The organism is Chryseobacterium endophyticum (assembly GCF_056333165.1).
Map to the genome: position 1 here is coordinate 308,393 of NZ_JBWGXE010000001.1, position 17,788 is coordinate 326,180.

20 protein-coding genes and 2 tRNA genes are annotated in these 17,788 nt (G+C 39.4%); 12 read left to right on the forward strand and 10 right to left on the reverse strand.

What is annotated here, in order from left to right; genetic code table 11:
• Positions 1 to 2 precede the first annotated feature (2 nt).
• From AC0N32_RS01465 to AC0N32_RS01500, 8 genes are all read left to right on the forward strand, one after another.
• Positions 3 to 71, forward strand: a tRNA-Val gene (locus AC0N32_RS01465).
• A 33-nt stretch (positions 72 to 104) separates the two neighbouring features.
• A tRNA-Val gene (locus AC0N32_RS01470) sits at positions 105 to 179 on the forward strand.
• A 106-nt stretch (positions 180 to 285) separates the two neighbouring features.
• Positions 286 to 1,266, forward strand: a complete 981-nt coding sequence (locus AC0N32_RS01475; RefSeq protein ID WP_476392108.1) for a hypothetical protein — start codon at positions 286 to 288, stop codon at positions 1,264 to 1,266.
• 50 nt (positions 1,267 to 1,316) lie between these two features.
• Positions 1,317 to 1,787 carry a DUF4280 domain-containing protein gene (locus AC0N32_RS01480; RefSeq protein WP_476392109.1) on the forward strand — a complete coding sequence of 157 codons (471 nt, stop codon included), beginning with the start codon at positions 1,317 to 1,319 and terminating at the stop codon, positions 1,785 to 1,787.
• Positions 1,788 to 1,789: 2 nt separating this feature from the next.
• A complete protein-coding gene (locus tag AC0N32_RS01485; RefSeq protein WP_476392110.1) occupies positions 1,790 to 4,492 on the forward strand; it encodes a hypothetical protein in 2,703 nt (900 codons plus the stop codon).
• A complete protein-coding gene (locus AC0N32_RS01490) occupies positions 4,476 to 5,090 on the forward strand; it encodes a hypothetical protein (protein WP_476392111.1) in 615 nt (204 codons plus the stop codon). The genes AC0N32_RS01485 and AC0N32_RS01490 overlap by 17 nt, the downstream gene beginning before the upstream one ends.
• A gap of 6 nt (positions 5,091 to 5,096) precedes the next feature.
• Complete coding sequence (locus AC0N32_RS01495) at positions 5,097 to 5,894, forward strand: hypothetical protein (protein ID WP_476392112.1); 798 nt, start codon at positions 5,097 to 5,099, stop codon at positions 5,892 to 5,894.
• Positions 5,895 to 5,905: 11 nt separating this feature from the next.
• Positions 5,906 to 6,364 (forward strand): hypothetical protein, encoded by a 459-nt coding sequence (locus tag AC0N32_RS01500; RefSeq protein ID WP_476392113.1) that lies wholly within the window; start codon positions 5,906 to 5,908, stop codon positions 6,362 to 6,364.
• A gap of 37 nt (positions 6,365 to 6,401) precedes the next feature.
• Here the strand turns inward: AC0N32_RS01500 and AC0N32_RS01505 are convergent, their stop codons facing one another.
• Genes AC0N32_RS01505 through AC0N32_RS01520 form a run of 4 tightly spaced genes read right to left on the reverse strand, consistent with a single transcriptional unit; the run spans position 6,402 to position 9,166 of the window.
• Positions 6,402 to 7,367 (reverse strand): glycosyltransferase family 9 protein, encoded by a 966-nt coding sequence (locus AC0N32_RS01505; RefSeq protein WP_476392114.1) that lies wholly within the window; start codon positions 7,365 to 7,367, stop codon positions 6,402 to 6,404.
• Between the two features lie 2 nt (positions 7,368 to 7,369).
• Positions 7,370 to 7,789: a SufE family protein gene (locus AC0N32_RS01510; protein WP_476392115.1), complete on the reverse strand. Its 420-nt coding sequence runs from the start codon at positions 7,787 to 7,789 to the stop codon at positions 7,370 to 7,372.
• Positions 7,790 to 7,841: 52 nt separating this feature from the next.
• Positions 7,842 to 8,942 carry a glycosyltransferase gene (locus tag AC0N32_RS01515; RefSeq protein ID WP_476392116.1) on the reverse strand — a complete coding sequence of 367 codons (1,101 nt, stop codon included), beginning with the start codon at positions 8,940 to 8,942 and terminating at the stop codon, positions 7,842 to 7,844.
• Positions 8,939 to 9,166, reverse strand: a complete 228-nt coding sequence (locus AC0N32_RS01520) for a uroporphyrinogen decarboxylase (RefSeq protein WP_476392117.1) — start codon at positions 9,164 to 9,166, stop codon at positions 8,939 to 8,941. The genes AC0N32_RS01515 and AC0N32_RS01520 overlap by 4 nt, the downstream gene beginning before the upstream one ends.
• Positions 9,167 to 9,318: 152 nt before the next feature.
• Here AC0N32_RS01520 and AC0N32_RS01525 point away from each other — a divergent pair, with 152 nt between their 5' ends.
• Positions 9,319 to 11,856, forward strand: a complete 2,538-nt coding sequence (locus tag AC0N32_RS01525; protein ID WP_476392118.1) for an ATP-dependent Clp protease ATP-binding subunit — start codon at positions 9,319 to 9,321, stop codon at positions 11,854 to 11,856.
• Between the two features lie 147 nt (positions 11,857 to 12,003).
• On the opposite strand, the gene AC0N32_RS01530 is transcribed toward AC0N32_RS01525, so the two are convergent.
• Complete coding sequence (locus AC0N32_RS01530; protein ID WP_476392119.1) at positions 12,004 to 12,531, reverse strand: hypothetical protein; 528 nt, start codon at positions 12,529 to 12,531, stop codon at positions 12,004 to 12,006.
• A gap of 114 nt (positions 12,532 to 12,645) precedes the next feature.
• Between AC0N32_RS01530 and mnmA the strand changes: the two genes are divergently transcribed.
• Together mnmA and AC0N32_RS01540 are read left to right on the forward strand one after the other, a co-directional pair.
• Positions 12,646 to 13,833: a tRNA 2-thiouridine(34) synthase MnmA gene (gene mnmA, locus AC0N32_RS01535; protein WP_476392120.1), complete on the forward strand. Its 1,188-nt coding sequence runs from the start codon at positions 12,646 to 12,648 to the stop codon at positions 13,831 to 13,833.
• A gap of 68 nt (positions 13,834 to 13,901) precedes the next feature.
• A complete protein-coding gene (locus tag AC0N32_RS01540; protein WP_476392121.1) occupies positions 13,902 to 14,102 on the forward strand; it encodes a hypothetical protein in 201 nt (66 codons plus the stop codon).
• A 56-nt stretch (positions 14,103 to 14,158) separates the two neighbouring features.
• Here AC0N32_RS01540 and AC0N32_RS01545 read toward each other — a convergent pair whose 3' ends face one another.
• A complete protein-coding gene (locus AC0N32_RS01545) occupies positions 14,159 to 14,500 on the reverse strand; it encodes a hypothetical protein (RefSeq protein ID WP_476392122.1) in 342 nt (113 codons plus the stop codon).
• Between the two features lie 10 nt (positions 14,501 to 14,510).
• Positions 14,511 to 15,227 (reverse strand): glycine-rich domain-containing protein, encoded by a 717-nt coding sequence (locus AC0N32_RS01550; RefSeq protein ID WP_476392123.1) that lies wholly within the window; start codon positions 15,225 to 15,227, stop codon positions 14,511 to 14,513.
• A gap of 112 nt (positions 15,228 to 15,339) precedes the next feature.
• Here AC0N32_RS01550 and AC0N32_RS01555 point away from each other — a divergent pair, with 112 nt between their 5' ends.
• Positions 15,340 to 16,236, forward strand: coding sequence for a hypothetical protein (locus tag AC0N32_RS01555; RefSeq protein WP_476392124.1), 897 nt, complete (start codon positions 15,340 to 15,342; stop codon positions 16,234 to 16,236).
• A 106-nt stretch (positions 16,237 to 16,342) separates the two neighbouring features.
• Here AC0N32_RS01555 and AC0N32_RS01560 read toward each other — a convergent pair whose 3' ends face one another.
• The 3 genes from AC0N32_RS01560 to AC0N32_RS01570 are packed head-to-tail and all read right to left on the reverse strand — an operon-like array spanning position 16,343 to position 17,734.
• Positions 16,343 to 17,086 carry a LytR/AlgR family response regulator transcription factor gene (locus tag AC0N32_RS01560; RefSeq protein ID WP_476392125.1) on the reverse strand — a complete coding sequence of 248 codons (744 nt, stop codon included), beginning with the start codon at positions 17,084 to 17,086 and terminating at the stop codon, positions 16,343 to 16,345.
• 54 nt (positions 17,087 to 17,140) lie between these two features.
• Entirely contained in the window at positions 17,141 to 17,416 is a 276-nt protein-coding gene (locus AC0N32_RS01565; RefSeq protein ID WP_476392126.1) for a 2TM domain-containing protein, read from the reverse strand.
• A gap of 24 nt (positions 17,417 to 17,440) precedes the next feature.
• A complete protein-coding gene (locus tag AC0N32_RS01570; RefSeq protein WP_476392127.1) occupies positions 17,441 to 17,734 on the reverse strand; it encodes a 2TM domain-containing protein in 294 nt (97 codons plus the stop codon).
• Between the last annotated feature and the right edge of the window lie 54 nt (positions 17,735 to 17,788).

A 17,788-nucleotide genomic window follows, 5' to 3' on the forward strand; every position in this document is an offset into this window, starting at 1 on the left:
TCTTAGCTCAGTTGGTTCAGAGCATCTGGTTTACACCCAGAGGGTCGGGGGTTCGAATCCCTCAGGACCCACAGAAAAGGAAACGAAACCTTTCAAAAAAATTCGGGTTCTTAGCTCAGTTGGTTCAGAGCATCTGGTTTACACCCAGAGGGTCGGGGGTTCGAATCCCTCAGGACCCACAGAAATCTCTCTTTTTCAAGGGAGATTTTTTTTTGTTTTTATCATTTTTATGATTTCCGGACAAATTCATAAATTTGTAGCCCAACTCCAAATATTGATTTGTTTATGGACATATTGATGCCCAAAAAAGAAATACTGCGCAGATTAAACAACATCAGAATCAAACCTTCAGGCCTGAAGCGGAGAGAATATGGCATCTCCGTGAAATACTTCTCAGGCAAAAGCTCAATTCCGGAAAAACGAATCGACTATCAGCTTACGACAGATCTGAATTTGGAGGATTACAAAGGTGTTTTAACAATAAATAAAAAAGATATTTACTTTAATCAGCACGAGCCGGAGATCACCAGTGAAATCCTAGGAAATGCGATATCTAAAGCGTTGTACCCGGTGGAGATTTATCTCAATGAAAAAGGGCTTACAACCTCCGAAATAATTAACAATGAAGAAATTAGAAACCGTTGGGAAACTGAAAAAGAAAGGCTGTCGGATAAATATTCCAGTGATGCCCTGACAAAATTTTTTGATACAGTTGACAAAAAACTCAGCGATGGAAAAGAACTTGAGAAAAGCTTTCATAACGACTGGTTCTGGAATCTGTTTTTTCACCCTAAATTCATTGAGTACGGTGATACCAGAAGCACAGATACCGCCCTGTTTTTATCCATTGTCCCCTTTCAGCCGGCCGTAAGGTTTCCGGGAAAACAGACGATCCAGAAAATCCCGACGGACTACCATTCTTTTATAATTGAGTTTGAAAGTGAGGAAATGCCGGCCGACTCTTATTTTATTTCGGGAAATTCCACAAAAGCAAAAGGATGGATGTCTTTAAAAGTAATATTTGATCTTGATCTTTATCATCATTTTCCAATGCACACCCGTGCTTATTTTGAAGTGTACACAAAAGATCTTAACGGAAATAAAGACGTAATTAAAAAAATACAATATACACAATATCAAAAGAATACCACCGAATTCCGGGGAAGAAAACTTGATCAGAGCAGCCCGTTCATCACTGGAGGACTGGTCGTTTCCGAAAAAAATAAATGGGGGTTTTATAAAAATGAATATGAAAATGATTGGTAGCCCGTTTAGATAAAAAACACTAATTTTACATACCACACAAATTTATTAATATGTCTCAGAAAGAGAAAGTAGTACAGGGTGCCTTGTGCCAATGTCAGTTTGGTACTACGCCGGACAAATTAAAAGTACTTACACAGCAGAAATATTTCGTTAACGACCTTAACGGCAGCACAAAGCTTGTCGCTACCCATAAAGATATAGGAACCACCTTTGAAAAAAACACTTTCGGATCATGCAAAAAACAGAATAATGCCCCTTGCTCTGCAGTAATCACTGAATGGAGCGGCTTCTACGAAAAAGAAAAATATTCACCGCCAGACGGCTATATTCTTTTGGAAGACAGTAAGGCAACCTGCCCCATAGGAGGAAAGGATTGTATCAGTATCCTTAAGACAGGACAAATCGGGGAACCTACTAAGAAGAATATCAAAAATGCAGACAATGAACTGCAGTCTCATGTAAATCCTCTGGTCAATATGCAGAATTTTGACGCAAATGAACCTTATAAATTTGGCTTTTAAAGATGGGAACAGCAGGTATCAAAAAAGCGCTCATCAAAGAGCCGAAGCAAAATGTAAAATCGTACGGAAGCGGGTTTATCGTAGAACTGGGGCCATCACAGAATTCATTTACAGCTTATATCGATAAAACCTGTCTGGGACCTGGTACCCGAAACCCTCAGAATACGATCAATACCGTAAAATGGCTGCTTATCCGGGAGCATATCTGGCAGGCTTATAAAGCCTTGCATCCGCAATTGGGAGCCAATGATTTTTTTCAGACGGTACAAACCCAGGATCATAAAATTCTTGAAGGCAATAATAAGGAGATCAGTGTTTCCGATATTAAAACGGGCGCCGGAAATATCGGGGTAATCCACCTGTTGATACCCTTCAGCGTTTATCCCGAACTCAATGAAACAGAAGCGATAAGAGTGGTGGCTCTTGACAAACCACAGGTCTTGTATTGTCACTTTAAATTTCCAAAAGGTGGATATATCCCTTTGGAGGATACCGAGAAAAAAGCAGCTTACGGACAAACTGTAACTGTAGAAATATATACCCATCTTCTGCCTGACTTCAATAAAAGGTCAGATAAGTTTATTTTTGATGTTGAATTGATTAATAAAGGGAAAGTTGTTGCCACAAAAAACAATGTTGAAATAACCAATCCCGGGCAGTTTGTTTACAACGGAAGAAAGATCATCGAGTTCCTGCTCGATCCCGAGTGGCAGAAAAATCACAATGTTCAAAAACAGGACGAAAAATTTTATCTGAGACTAAAAGGAAGCACCGGCCTCACAGCGCCTTTTCTGATGTCTCTAGACACACAACGATCCACAGGATCATATGATTCCGAGCAGGCAACCACCGACTGGGCCAGGCTTGAAAACGGTAAATGGGTCTATGACACTTCAAGAGAATTATTGGTTCCTTATGATACGATAAGCTCATTATTCGGGCAGTTTGAAAAACAGAAAAACAATCAAATTCAATATATCGGTGACATCCGTTATACCAAAAGGGAGTACGATCCCTGTGGCTACTCAAAAATTACACTTAAAGATGAAGGTGACGGCGACAGGCCTCCTCTTGTGATCTTCGATGAGGAAGATACAGCCAATCCTATCGACCGGACTGACAAGGTTTTTGGAATTATCACCGGTGATACCCGGAAAAATATCTCCATTACCCTGGATAAGCTGACGACCAAGGAAGCTTTCTGCCAGGGACTTCTTTTAGATGAGGGTCAAAAACATACCGTGCAGACCAATGTTTTTCAGGTTGAAAAAGTATATGCCGCTCAAAGGGATAAATCAGGGTTTAATACACAGGAAGATAAAACCCACAGTGAGCAGCAGAAAAATGCAGGAATTGCAGCGAATGATCAGAATAAAAAAGACAGAGATGTCATCAGGACGGACAAATCTTACAACCCTTCCGCGGCACAGCATTGGCAAGCCAATGTAGATTACAAGTTCCAGGGAGATAACAAAATGATCGTTATGCCCCGGTACAATTATAATAAAACCTTCCTGCAGAATAAAACTGTACGTACCCCGGAGGCGGCAAATATGCTTTGGCTTTTTAATTATTTTATTCTGAATGACGATCTGGCACAAAATTATTTCGTACCTATAAGTACGTGCCGGTACCCCAATCAGATCGCCAAAATAAAGGTATATCCTGACATTGAATGGGAAGTCGCATTTATGATAACGGTAGGACGAGGCTATTCCGGGAAAATCAAATACAGCCGGGAACGATTGAATGGATATCATCAGAACTACAACTTCAGGTACATAACCCAGGAACTGAATGTGAATGCGACCCAGTCATCAAATCTCGGATGGACATTGAAGGCAAAAGCCGTAGAGAATGGAAAAGAGCACGAAATTGGTATTGAAAGCATTAAGAAAGTAATTGATACCGGTGTGGCAGCTTACAACAGCACGCAACGCTACCTCGAAATATTTAACCCGAGACATAGCGACGGAACTCCCAGCCTGGCACAATCACGCAGGGTCATCGAAATTGATTTTGCCATTGACCCTCCCAACGTAGGCTTTGCGCTCGGATGGAAATTCGGGAAAGCCAGCAATAACGAAATCGTGCCGATATATACAGGTGGGTTGCGCGCCGATCCGCTCATCGGGCTTACGGTGTCTGTAGACCTGGTGCCGCTGATAAAATTTCTGGGACCGATCGGAAGGGTAATCAGCTGGATTATCCAGTTTATAGAATGGTTGTCGAAATCGGATCTTTATATTACTTTTGAAATTGCTTTTCCCGTAAAGGCAGATTTAAGTTTATCTTACAATCGTGTAGACGGATTTAAGAACCGGGGCAAGCAGAAAGTATGGGTGGAACCCGGAGTTACACTCCGTGCCGGATGTAAAAGCAATGAAGTTGTTTTTATTCCCACTACCACCGCCGCGGGCATTACGGAAACTACCGAGGTGGAAAAATGGAAAGTAGAAGGAAACGTTGCAACCTCTCTGACTTTTGAAAAAGAATGGGGATTTGACATAAACCAGGGAAAGTATTATGAAAAATCCACAGTGAATTTTAAAGGTGCCAAAATGACCATCGTGATCAGTGAGCTGGTAAGTCGACGCCAGATCGACTTTAAACCGACCCACCAGCAGGTTTTCACAATTATTGAAGAACCAAAAGACCCAATATATGATTCAGGAAAAATATACATTGATGAGACAAAAAACTAAACTTCTGCTGGCTGCCATCTGTATGCTTTTTGTATACAGCTGCAAATCTCAGGAAAAAGAAAATCCGAAAACACTTGGAAACCAGGATTTTCATCTTGAAAGAATGACTTTTCAGGAGAATCCTGTAGTCTTGTTTGGAAAGAATAAGTATTACAGAACATCGGTAAAAGACGATCAAAACAAAGACATCGCCTACAATTATATCATCAGTAAAAAAGAAAATGGACCGGTGAAAGTTTCTCTCGGAAGTAGGGATGTGAGCAAAGATAAATTTGATTTTAAAGCAGACCAGAATAATAAGCTCATCGGAGCATCCGTTTCTTTTACGTCAAAAGAAAATGTGAAGGAAAACATTATAAAAGATCTCGACAAAATCTTCGGAAAATATCGTGTCGAATTAAATCAGCCCTTTCCCGATCCTACCGTATACCGATGGGAAACTCCTGAGAAGATCATTCAATTCAGCTATTCATATTTTGAAGGGGATCATATTTACAACATTTCAGTCGTTAGCAGCAAATACGATTGCAGCCGTTTCCCTCTCGAAAGAGTCTTTATTGGTGAAGATATCTGTTTGAAAAATTATACAAAAAAATAAGCCTTTATGTATACCCATCCGTTTTATCTTGCAGAACTGCAGGTACGAAATTGTCAGGTCGAATTTCTTGTTAATGATGTCCATTGCTTTGATCACTACAATCCGGGCGGAATGGCCGTAGACTGGCCGATCAATGCTTACATCCTGAATTCCGGCAAGCAGTTTTTCACTATAAAGGCCAGCTGCTTCAGCCACGAAACCCAGATCAGCAAAAATGCATCCATAGATCTGAAAATCACCCTTCGGGATGCATTCGATTTTTCACAGCCGAAAAAGACCGTAACCCAACGGCTCAACATCTCTTTTGAGGACAAAGAAACGCCGTTTTTCAGCACCGGTAATTTTTTTGAGGCAGAAGTACCATATACATTGCAGGGCTGGAAAAACTCTTTCGATTTTTCAGATTATATCAACGGAGATAATGCTGTAAAAAATAATCTCCGGGCAGAATTGGAAGAGCTATACGAAACGTTTCACCAAATCATCAAAAAAAGAGATATAAGCGTCTATAATGAATTAAACAATCAGCGTTTTGAAGAAATAACCACGTCCTTTTATCTTAATGACGAGGAAAAACAGGACCGGAAGAAAACAATTCTTAATTCATCGAGACGGGATGTTGAAAAAATAGATTTTTCCGAATATTCCCTGCATTTTTATGGCGACAAAAATCAGGTAGTTGGGATCAAAGCTCAAAATAAGCCTCCCGGGTTTGTTTTTGAAAATGAAGAAGGAATGATTATCACAGAACTGGCCCTTTTTCATCTCCGGAAAGGCGACAGGAAACTTACTTTAATCCGATAACGCGAGATCCTATGAGTTTTACAAAAATCTACCGCAATGACCGTTTTCTCTGTCTCGAAAGCTTCTTTGTAACGGAAAAGATTAGTTTTGATTCGATTGAGGATATCCTGATTTTTCACGTCATGAAACAGCAGAGCCACAGGATCTGTATCTTTCTCAACAGCCCGGTTTTTTACGAACTGAGATCAGAATCGTTTTTTAATAAGCTCTTATTTTCCTTATATAAATTATTCAACAGGAATTCCCTGGAAATCAAAATTCAGCTTGAAGAGAACGATCTTGCAGTACTTTTTCAGGTCATCGAAACCAATTTACCAGATGTCCGGATTCCCGATATCAGAAGCAGCCTACTCTGGAGAACCGTAGATGGCGGATTTAAAATTCCGCGTGTAAAGCTCGTTTACAGCAGAAGCAATTCGGGACTTGCGGCGACTTTAAAGAAATATAAAATACTGATGTCACCAGAATAACCTGTCAAAAATTTATGATTAATGCAATTACAAGAAATTAAATCTTCTCAACGATTTTCTGAATATTAAGCTCTTCCAGGCACGCCCAGTCTCCCCGGAAACACTCTTTGTCTCCGAAAACGGAGCATGGTCTGCAGGTAAGGTCTTTCACCTGAACCACATCATTTTCACTTTGTCCGAATCCTAAAAACCCGGCATAAGGATGGGTTTGTCCCCAGACTGAAATACACCGTGTTCCGACAAGGCTTGCCAGGTGCATATTCGCAGAATCCATGGAAATCATAAGTTCGAGCTGTGAAATCCGGTCAAGTTCTTCGGTAAGGCTTAATCTTCCGGCCAGGTTTTTCGTATTGGGAATTTCAGCTTCCCATTTATCGAGGATCTCTGTTTCCGTTTTACCGCCTCCAAAAAAATAGATGGTGTGCTTTTGTGCTAAAATCTTCGTCAGTTCGTAAGACTTTTCCAAAGGCAGCATCTTACCTTTATGCTGGGCAAAAGGTGCCAGGCCGATTCCCGATTTTACCGAAGTTTTCGGTTTCAGGGTATGGGATAATTCTACTTTAAAACCCATTTCCCGGAAAACGTCAGCGTAGCGCTCTACCGTTTTTTTCAGCTGCGTTTTATGAAGGTTCCAGATATCTGTTAAATGCTCCTTTTCTTCTTTCCCTTTATTAATTTTAAAAACTTTCAGCCCTTTTCTCCGATAGATCTTGTCAAGGATTTTAGTTCTGATCACATCATGTAGATTGGCAATAAGATCCGGATGAAATTCGCTGATCAGTTCATTGGCGAGCCGTGTTAAGCCAAAAAAACCTTTATAGTCATCAAGGTTCACACCTTTAAATATAACATTCGGAATATCAGCAAATAAAGCCTCAAAATTACTTCTTGAAACCATGATGATTTCCACATCAGGATTTTGTTCCAGAAATTCCCGGAACACAGGTGCTGTCATCGCAACATCACCGAAGGCAGAAAAACGATATGCTAAGATTCTGGTCACGATTACGACTTCAGTTGATAAGCGACTGCGTAAAATTTAATCTGTTTGGTCATGGCCATCAGTCCGTTGGCCCGGGAAGGAGAAAGAAACTCCTGCAATCCGATTTGTGAGATAAAATCAAAATCAGAATCTAAAATTTCCTGGGTAGAATGTCCACTGTAAATACTGATCAAAAGAGAAACAATGCCTTTTGGCAAAATACCATCGGAATCAGCATTGAAAAACAGCTTTCCGTTTGTAAATTCGGCGTCGATCCATACTTTGCTCTGGCAGCCTTTGATCAGATTTTCTTCCGTTTTCTTATCGTCGGGAAGACCTTTCAGTTCTTTACCCAGATCGATAATATATTCGTATTTCTGCTCCCAGTCTTCAAGAAAAGCAAATTCATCAATTATTTCCTGCTGTTTTTCTTTAATGGTCATTTTAAACAATTTCTTTGTGCAAAGATACTAAATTATGCCTTAGGCTTAAAGATTACGTCGAAGCTGCCCCTTCCAAAACCTGAAGCAATTTTACCTCTTCATTTTCCCAGCAAAGAAAATCAGCCGCCTTTTCAAGTTCGGGCTGATAATGTTCCCTTCCTTTATTAAGCACTAGCTGAATGGCTTTTGCCATATTTGTGGGCTCATGATCTTTAATAATTTCACCAACGTGAAACTGCCTCATGATATTCTGCATTTCAGGAAGATTTGACAGAACAAGAGGAACACGCGCCTGAATACAGTCTAAAACCTTGTTGGGAAGTGAATAAAAATAGCTTTCTCCGCCATTTTCCTCAATACTCATTCCGCAATCGGCTGTAAGGGTAATTTTCCTTAAATCTTCCGGCAAAAGTTTTCCCATAAATAAAACCTTATCCTGAAGCTGTTCTTTACTGACCAGTTCTTCATATTCCTTTCTCTTGGGTCCGTCACCTGCAATTTTAAAAATGGCATGGTCCAGATGATGCATGGCCAGAATTGCCTTGTCTAAACCGCGGAAAGGATTTATAACCCCCTGATACAAAATCACTTTGGGATCGTTTTCAGGTATTTCTATCTTAAAATCAAATTTTCTCGGCGCATTCTGAACGACTGTTGCATTTACGCCGTAACGATTTTTAAACCATTCTGCATACGATGAGCTTGCCGTAATCATGAATTTGAGATTTGGAATCATCTTTTTTTCGAGGTAACGCCAAATTTTTTGTGACATTTTGCCCTGAATCGCAGGCATTTCGGAAAAAATTTCATGACTGTCAAAAATTAAAGGAATATTCAGTTTCTGAGCGACCAAATAATTCGCAAGCAACGCATCAAGGTCGTTGGCATAAAGAATAGTATTTTTACCCGATTTCTCTTTAAGCGCCCGATATAATTTCCAGTTGAATTCAAAATAAGCGGTCTTTAAGCTCTTCGAAATGAGTCTTATTCTTGACACGACATAAGGTCTTGACACGGCATCGGCGCCTCCCCAATTGTTCCCGATCAATTCCACGGCATAACCGTTTTCATGTAGGGTTCTGCAAATTTTTTCAATACGCTGATCCGTACAAAGATTACTGAAAGCGGAAACAATAACTCTCTTTTCCTTCATTTTTTATTTTTATCCGCCAGAAGATGATAAACCTGTATGAAGCAGATCAGCCCGTTCGGGATAATCACCGGCCATAACATTCCGCTGAAAATGCCATAAATGACAAAACAGATGCATCCTATCATATTGACAATCCTGATCTTTCTGATGTCTTTGAGAATGAAACTCAGCACGATAAACAGCGATGCGGAATATCCGATATAAGTAGCAGTTTCGGGATTCATGAGAGAAATTTAAAGGATCACAAACATAATCATTTTCAGGAAGATAATAAAATTTTTTCTGCCATAAAGTCATTTATTGGTTTTTGGTAAAATATTTGTAATTTAGATAAAGGATAATTGGCAATGTTGCCTTTATTCTAATGAGATATATTATGGATTATAAGTTTTCACAAGGTTTGAGCCAGGTGTTCAAACAAAGCAAAAGCGAAGCGAAAAGGCTGAAAAGTGAATTTCTTAATACAGAACATCTACTTTTAGGTATTATAAAAACGGAAAACTCTGCAAAAGAAATCCTTCAAAACCTTAATGCGGATTTAACACAGATTAGAAGAAAAATTGAAACTTTAAATACAGCAAGTCTTAATCCTATATCGGAGGAGGTTACCAATATTTCTTTCACGAAAATGGCAGATCATGCCGTAAAACGTGCAGAACTTGAATGCAGACAATATAAGAGCAATGAAATTAATACCGTTCATCTGCTTTTAGGCATTCTTTACAAATATGAGGATCCTACCGCCAATATTTTGGGAGCTTACGACATCGATTATGAAGGAGTTTCAAGAGAATATCAGACGATGCTTAAAAATTCCGGGCAGTCACCACAGATGAGTGCCTACGACGATGATGACGAAAGAGAGGAATTTGAGCAGATGAGAAAGCCTACTGGAAATCTTGGTTCTGCAAAAAGTAAAACCCCTACCCTGGACAACTTTGGTAGAGATTTAACGTCTTTGGCAAGAGACGGTAAACTGGATCCTGTAATCGGCCGTGAGAAAGAAATTGAAAGAGTTTCCCAGATTTTATCGCGAAGAAAGAAAAACAACCCTCTTCTTATCGGAGAGCCGGGAGTTGGTAAATCTGCCATTGCGGAAGGTCTTGCCCTGAGGATTCAGCAGAAGAAAGTCTCCAGAGTTCTTTTTGGAAAACGTGTGATCACCCTTGATTTGGCCAGTCTGGTTGCCGGAACGAAATACCGTGGTCAGTTTGAGGAAAGAATGAAAGCCATCATGACCGAGCTTGAGAAAAACAGAGATGTCATCTTATTCATTGATGAGCTTCACACCATTGTCGGTGCGGGAAGTTCTACAGGAAGCTTAGATGCCTCAAATATGTTTAAACCAGCCTTGGCAAGAGGTGAAATTCAATGCATCGGTGCAACCACGCTGGATGAATACCGTCAGTATATTGAAAAAGACGGCGCCCTGGAAAGAAGATTTCAGAAGGTAATGGTAGAGCCTACTTCTATTGATGAGACTATTCAGATTTTGAATCAGATTAAAGATAAATACGAAGAACATCACAATGTAATTTATACTCCTGAAGCCATTGCAGCATGTGTCAATTTGACATCGAGATATATTACAGACCGTTTCTTACCGGACAAGGCCATCGACGCAATGGACGAAGCGGGGTCCCGTGTTTATATTAAAAACATGAAAGTTCCTACAGAAATCATTGATTTTGAAAAGAAAATCGAAGAGATTAAGGAATTAAAACAAAAAGCGGTAAAAGCACAGGATTATCTTGAAGCCAGAAAGCTGAAGGATGAAGAGGAAAGACTTCAGATGGAGCTGAACTCTGCACAGGAAAAGTGGGATAAAGATGTTAAAGAGAAAAAAGAAACCGTAACGGAAGAAAATGTAGCAGAAGTAGTTTCCATGATGAGCGGTGTTCCGGTAACGAAAGTCGGCAAAAACGAGCTTGATAAATTAGCCGGTATGGACAGCCATCTGAACGGCAAAGTAATCGGACAGGAAGATGCCGTGAAAAAAGTGGTAAAAGCCATCCAGAGAAACAGAGCAGGTCTTAAAGATCCTAACCGTCCTATCGGTACCTTTATTTTCCTAGGAACCACAGGGGTCGGTAAAACCGAGCTTGCTAAAGTAATGGCAAGAGAACTCTTTGATTCTGACGAAGCTTTAATCCGGATCGATATGAGTGAATACATGGAGAAATTTGCGGTTTCAAGATTAGTAGGTGCGCCTCCGGGATATGTAGGATACGAAGAAGGCGGACAATTAACAGAAGCCGTAAGAAGAAAACCTTATGCTGTGGTTCTTCTCGATGAGATTGAAAAAGCTCACCCCGATGTATTCAACATTTTGCTGCAAATCCTGGATGAAGGTCACGTTACCGACAGTTTGGGAAGAAAAATCGATTTTAGAAATACAATTATCATCCTTACTTCCAACATCGGTACAAGAGATCTTAAAGACTTCGGAGACGGTGTAGGATTCGGAACATCTGCTAAGAAATCAAGCTCTGATACAAGAGCCAGAAGCACCATTGAAAATGCCCTTAAAAAAGCATTTGCTCCTGAATTCCTGAACAGAATCGACGATATAGTGATCTTTAACTCTCTTGAAAAAGATGACATTAAGAGAATCATTGATCTTGAACTGAACAAATTGTACAGCAGATTGGAGAAATTAGGTTATAAAGTAGAATTGACCGAAGAGGCGAAAGACTTTATTTCTGAAAAAGGTTGGGATAAAGATTTCGGAGCAAGACCATTGAAACGGGCCATCCAGAAATACATTGAAGATTTATTGGCTGAAATGCTGGTAAACAAACAATTAAGCGAAGGAGAAACCGTAGTTCTCGACCTTAACGAAGCCAAGGACGGATTAGCAGGAAAAACTTCAAAGCCGAAGAAATCAGCGGCGGAAAAGTCTTCCCAATCCTAAATAAATAATTTTATCATCATAAAAAGCACCAGGAATTCCCGGTGCTTTTTTCTTTTATACCTTAAATAGATCATTAAATTTCTCTCGCTCACTTGGAGGATTTAAAAGATAATTTCAATATGAACAGTAAAAATGGGTAAAATAAAACTACAGCCCGAACACAAAACCTATATTCGGAATCAGACCACTGGAAAAGATACTTGAATTTTCTTTCCACAACACGTTGTACATTAACCCGAGCTGCATAAAAGAATTATTGCCGATCCTCTGCATATAGCCGCCGCCCAGATATAAGGCACTTTCCTCTTCATTCATTGTGTAATCGTAATATTTGTCTTTATAATTGATAAAATAATGCTGAAAGTTTGCCCCCACATAAAATGACCTCGCAAAATAATAATTGACAAAAGGACCAACGCCAAACATAGTCGACCTGTAAAAATCCGAAGTCTGCCACGAAACACTCCCTATAACGCCGGCCTCAAGATCATCAGTAAGTCGGTATCCTACTCTCGGCGAGGCCTGCAGATAAAAAGCACTGTTGCTTCCGAAACCGACGCCGATTCCACCTCCGAAAGTCCAGCGGTTGCTATTTTCCGGCGAGGCTCCGACAGCGATCTGTGAAAACATGAATCCTGACACCATCAGAAATAAACCCATAATCAACTTTTTCATAATATATTGTTTTTGTCGATGTTTAAAATTATAACTTTTTTACGAATCTTTTTAATTGTATTTTTGCCGGGTCAAACTAAGAACTCCCGTTAAGAGTTTCGTAAAATTGAAAAAATGAAAATAGTAGTAGGCCTCTCCGGAGGTGTAGATTCAAGTGTTGCAGCCTATTTACTGCAACAGCAGGGCCATGAAGTCGTGGCTTTGTTTATGAGAAACTGGAATGATGCATCGGTGACATTAGAAGATGAATGCCCATGGATTGAGGACAGCAATGATGCCCTGATGGTCGCTCAAAAGCTTGGAATTCCTTTCCAGGTGATCGATATGAGCGATCTGTACAAAGAAAGAATCGTAGATTATATGTTCGATGAATATCAGAAAGGAAGAACTCCGAATCCTGATGTTCTCTGTAACAGAGAGGTAAAATTCGATGTTTTCCTGAAAACCGCCATGTCTCTGGGTGCAGATAAAGTGGCAACCGGACATTACGCCAGAGTAGATTCCTCAATCGATGAAAACGGAAAGGAAGTTTTTCATCTTATGGCCGGGAAGGACAACAACAAGGACCAGTCGTATTTTTTATGCCAGCTGAATCAGGAACAGCTTTCTAAGGCATTATTTCCCATCGGAGAACTTACGAAGCCTCAGGTAAGGGAAATCGCCAAAGAAATAGGTCTTGTTACGGCCGATAAAAAAGATTCGCAGGGATTATGCTTTATCGGAAAAGTAAGCCTCCCGCAGTTTTTACAGCAGCAGCTGGTTCCGAAGGAAGGGGAAATTGTAGAGATTTTCAAAGACTCTCCCCTCTTTACACAAGAAAAACCTGAATTTTCCTCGAAACTTGAAGAGCTGGAATTTTTAACCCAAAAAATCAATTATAAAAAAACTGACGGAAAAGTAATCGGCAAGCACCAGGGCGCCCAGTTTTTCACGATCGGGCAAAGCAAAGGCTTAGGAATAGGCGGCCATAAAGAAAGCTGTTTTATCATCTCCAGAGATATGGAAAACAATATTCTTTTCGTAGGAGAAAGCCATCAGTTTCCCGGACTGCTGAAAAAAGCCCTGAAAATCGGTAATTCCGAATTACATTGGGTGCGTAAGGACCTGCAATTGAAGAACGGTGAATCCATGGAAGTGATGGCCCGGTTCAGGTACAGACAGCCTTTACAAAAAGCCACGCTTTACCAGTTTGAGGATGCTTTTTATATTGAATTTGACGAGCTGCAGTCTGCTATTGCCGAAGGACAGTTTGCGGCCTGGTACGAAGGAGAAGAATTATTGGGAAGCGGGGTAATTTCATAAGTAAAATTTCTGTAACATATTTTGAGTTGTTATACTTACTCTGTAAATAACAATAAAAAAATATCATTATGAAAACAATCCTTCAAAACAATTATTCTTACGCAGAACAATTAATCATCGCCTTTGTATCGTCATTTTTCGGATATCACCTTTATCAGGAAATCGTACATCCAGAGAAATCGCAGCTTACTTTAAGCATTTTGCTCGTGGTACTGACCTACTTCCTGATCAACAAATACGGGATAAAGCCGGACAAGAGAAATAATTAATATACAATCATAAGCCCGAAGCATTTTTGTTTCGGGTTTTATTTTAAAATTAAAAGCTAATTGATCTTCTGGTTAAAGTCATCTTGTTTAAAAAACAATATAACAATAAATTGTAGTATAAGAAGAATAACCAAAAACCCTACAGGTTTACTCAGGAAAACCCCTCTGCAAAGTTTGCATATTCCCAACAGAAAAATGGAAATACTGAAATAAAATGTTACGGTCAGATTTTTATATCTTCCGGCAAAAACCGTAAGGTAAAATCCAAAAAGCAGAAGCATGTAGAATTTCAGAAAATCTGGTCCTTTTAAAGAAATCGGATTAAACGTATGGTTCATAAGCCTGATCCCTATCAAACTTATGACAACAGGAATCGTATGAATGAGTGCTCTTTTCATATTGCTGTTTTTAATCTCCTCCACAGCCTCCGCAGCCGCCTCCGCAACCACAGGAACATGAACTCCCACAGCTCGAAGATCCTCCGCAGCTCCCTCCATCGTTGTTCTTTCCGGAATTTTTATCTTTATTAAAAAGACCTGCTATAAACCATGCTATCACGATAATGGCACCAACGATGCTGGCGATCTCCGAGAGCATGCTTTTAGTGTAATCCGAACAGGAATTTACCATAAAGACAATCGATATCATCAGAAAGATTTTAAAATTCATTTTCATAAAATTTCTGAAGGTCGCTGTCTTTGCTTTGCTTATCCAGATTTCTTCCGGAGGCATTTTTCCAAAAATTATGCTGTAATTTTCGAGGGTGTCTTCAAACCATTTTCTATGCTTCGCTTTATCGATCTTCCCACCAGTCGAAGGCTGATGATGGAGTTTCTGATGCAGAACATCCGGGCAGAATTCTTCCCAGTAATTCCGGGTGTAAAGCAGATGCATGTGCCACACTTTATCGACAACCGGACTTGGTGAAGCTCCGCCCGGCAATTTACAGCAGAGATATACGAACTTCTTGTATTCCTCTATAGCTTTTGAAGTAAAATCGGCAGTCCATCCCTCTTCTTTGGCCAGTTTTTTAGAGAAAGGAAAATCTGCATCCGGAACATCTAAAGAAAATTCAAGGAGTCTGTTCCACAGAGAATCATTTTGTAATAAAACTTTTGTTTCCATTGTTTTGACTTTTAGTTTCTACTCAAATATGCATAAAGACTAAAATATAAAAGTCGCACAACAGTCTTTTTCAGCTTTAAAAAAATCTTATATTGGTCTTATAAATTTGAATATGAAAAAAGAAGATATTATTCACCTTGAAAAACTGATGAATTATCTCAGTTTACATTTTTTAAAGAAAAGCCATTGGGAAGATGTTTCAAAAACGGAATGGTCCTATATTGTTGAAGAGGTTAATGAATTGATCATCAATGACAATCAAATCAGGGGTATCAGGAAAAGCCCAGATCTCTTAGGATCAAACTACCTTTACGAGCACTTGATTATCAACAAATTAAAAAAATATTATCTTAATGAAAATACTTCATTAAGCAAACCCAGTCTGGCAAAACTAACCCTCATCGTAAAAGTATTGGGATATTCAAATTATATTGATTTTATCAATTCGAATACGGAATCGTTCAATTTTAATGATCTGAGAATTGACATGAATAATGTGAAGCAAAATACCGCATTATTAGACCGATTGGTAGGCTGCTGGTACTCTTACAACCGGAATCTTCCCGAAAATCCCACGCAGACCAAAGAAGACAGAATCTGGCGCTCCGCAACGGAGATCTACAAATCTGAAACCTCGGGAGAGTATTTCATTGAAAGAAGCGGCGGAGACCGTCACAAATATTTCGGTAAAGTAACGGCGTATTCCGATTATGTTTTTATCATCATGAACAGCAATACCTTCATTCGCCAACGGCATTTTATTTCAAGGATAAAAGATATCAATGAAAAGCTGAAAAATCCAGAATATAAGCTCCATGAGTTGCATTTTATAAGTACATGTATTAGTTTTAATCAGGAACCGATCGCCCTGTTCGAGATCTTCCGGAAAGCAGACCGCAAAACCTTCATCCCGGATTCCATCAGTTTTCCCATAGACAGCGACGAAATTCCTTCATCAATTGTAAAACAGCTTGAAGATACAGAGGCCAATCGTATAGATTACAAGTAGTTGACAGGTGAAAGTTGATTGCTATTGGGTGAGGTTTATTTATTTTTAAATAATGTCAGTTAAAGCTTTGCTGATAAATTTTTGACATTTATCACTATTTCTCCGACTAGCTTACCAGCCACTCCTTAAAATCTTTCACCCGCTCGCGGCTGACGGTAATTTCCTCTTTAGGCTGAAATTCTAGCTCTACCTTGTAATTGGGCGAGGTATGGATATTTTTAATGTAATCTGAATTGATGATAAACTGCCTGTTTGCCCTGAAAAACTTCCTGTCGTCCAGAACATCCTCAAGCTCATCCAGGGTAAAATCTGAAGGAAAAGTGCGTTCCTGGGTCTGGAGATAGACAATCTTATTTTCACTGAAAAAACAGCTTACCTCATCGGTCTGTACAATTTTGAGATTGTAGCCTATTTTCACCAAAATACGGGAAAGCGTAGTTTTATCTTTTTTGATTAACTGTTTAATTTCGTGAGAATTAACAGAACTTTCAGAAGGAATAAAAGATTTGAATTTTTCAATGGCTGCTGCCAGATCTTCATCCAGAATCGGTTTCAGAAGATAATCGATGCTGTTCAGTTTGAATGCTTTCAGGGTATACTGGTCAAAAGCCGTCGTATAAATGATAAAACCTTTCGTCGGAATTTTTTCAAAAATATCAAATGATAAACCGTCGCCCAGAACTATGTCCGAAAAAATAAGCTGGGGATGATCATTTTCAGAAAACCAGGACACACCTTCTTCCACAGATTCTATCTTCGTAACAACTTCTATTTCAGGAAACTGACTAAGCATTCTTTCCAATTTTCGCGAAGCCGGTTTTTCGTCTTCAATAATGACCGTTTTTATCATGCTGAGCTTTTGATTTAGTTTTTGCCTTTAAAAGTAATCAAAACTTACCGGTTGCTAAAATCGAATCGGTTCTTTCGTATTTTTCATCTCTTTTTCTATGATTCTTTTTTCCCATTCAGCGTCGAAAATGAATAATTTGACTGCCCTTCCTGCCAAAATACCTCCCCAAATCAAGAGAATCAGCGAGCCGTCCCAAAGTGAAAAATTGAAAATCCCTTTTTCAAAAATATCATCAAAGAACAGGATGAAGGCGATAATTCCAAACCATAAAGCGCTTTTGTAGAATTTTTTTAAATCGTTTACTCTTTGCTGTGCCAGATTGTAGTCCATTGTATTAATTTTTAAAGATGATTATTAAAGTGATTTTGTATTTCTTCTGTCTTCCTCTATCAGTTCTTTGATTTTTCTTTCCTCCCAGTCTTTTCCGATGCCGAAAGTCGTCACGGCGTGGGCTGCGATCCCAAGTCCCCATCCGATCATTGGCCAGAAAAACCACAGGTATCCGGGTGATGTTAAAACGTTGAGTACTGCCAGAAAAGATATGACCAAAACATACGAGGTAAGGTTTCCGTAAAACCCTTTCAGTTCTTTTACTCTTCTTGTTGCTTTTTCGTAAGCCAGACTTTCTTTGCTGATGTAAGTTTCCATAATTTTATTTTTAAAGATTAATTGTTTGTTTTTGTTGATACAAATGTAAGCAGC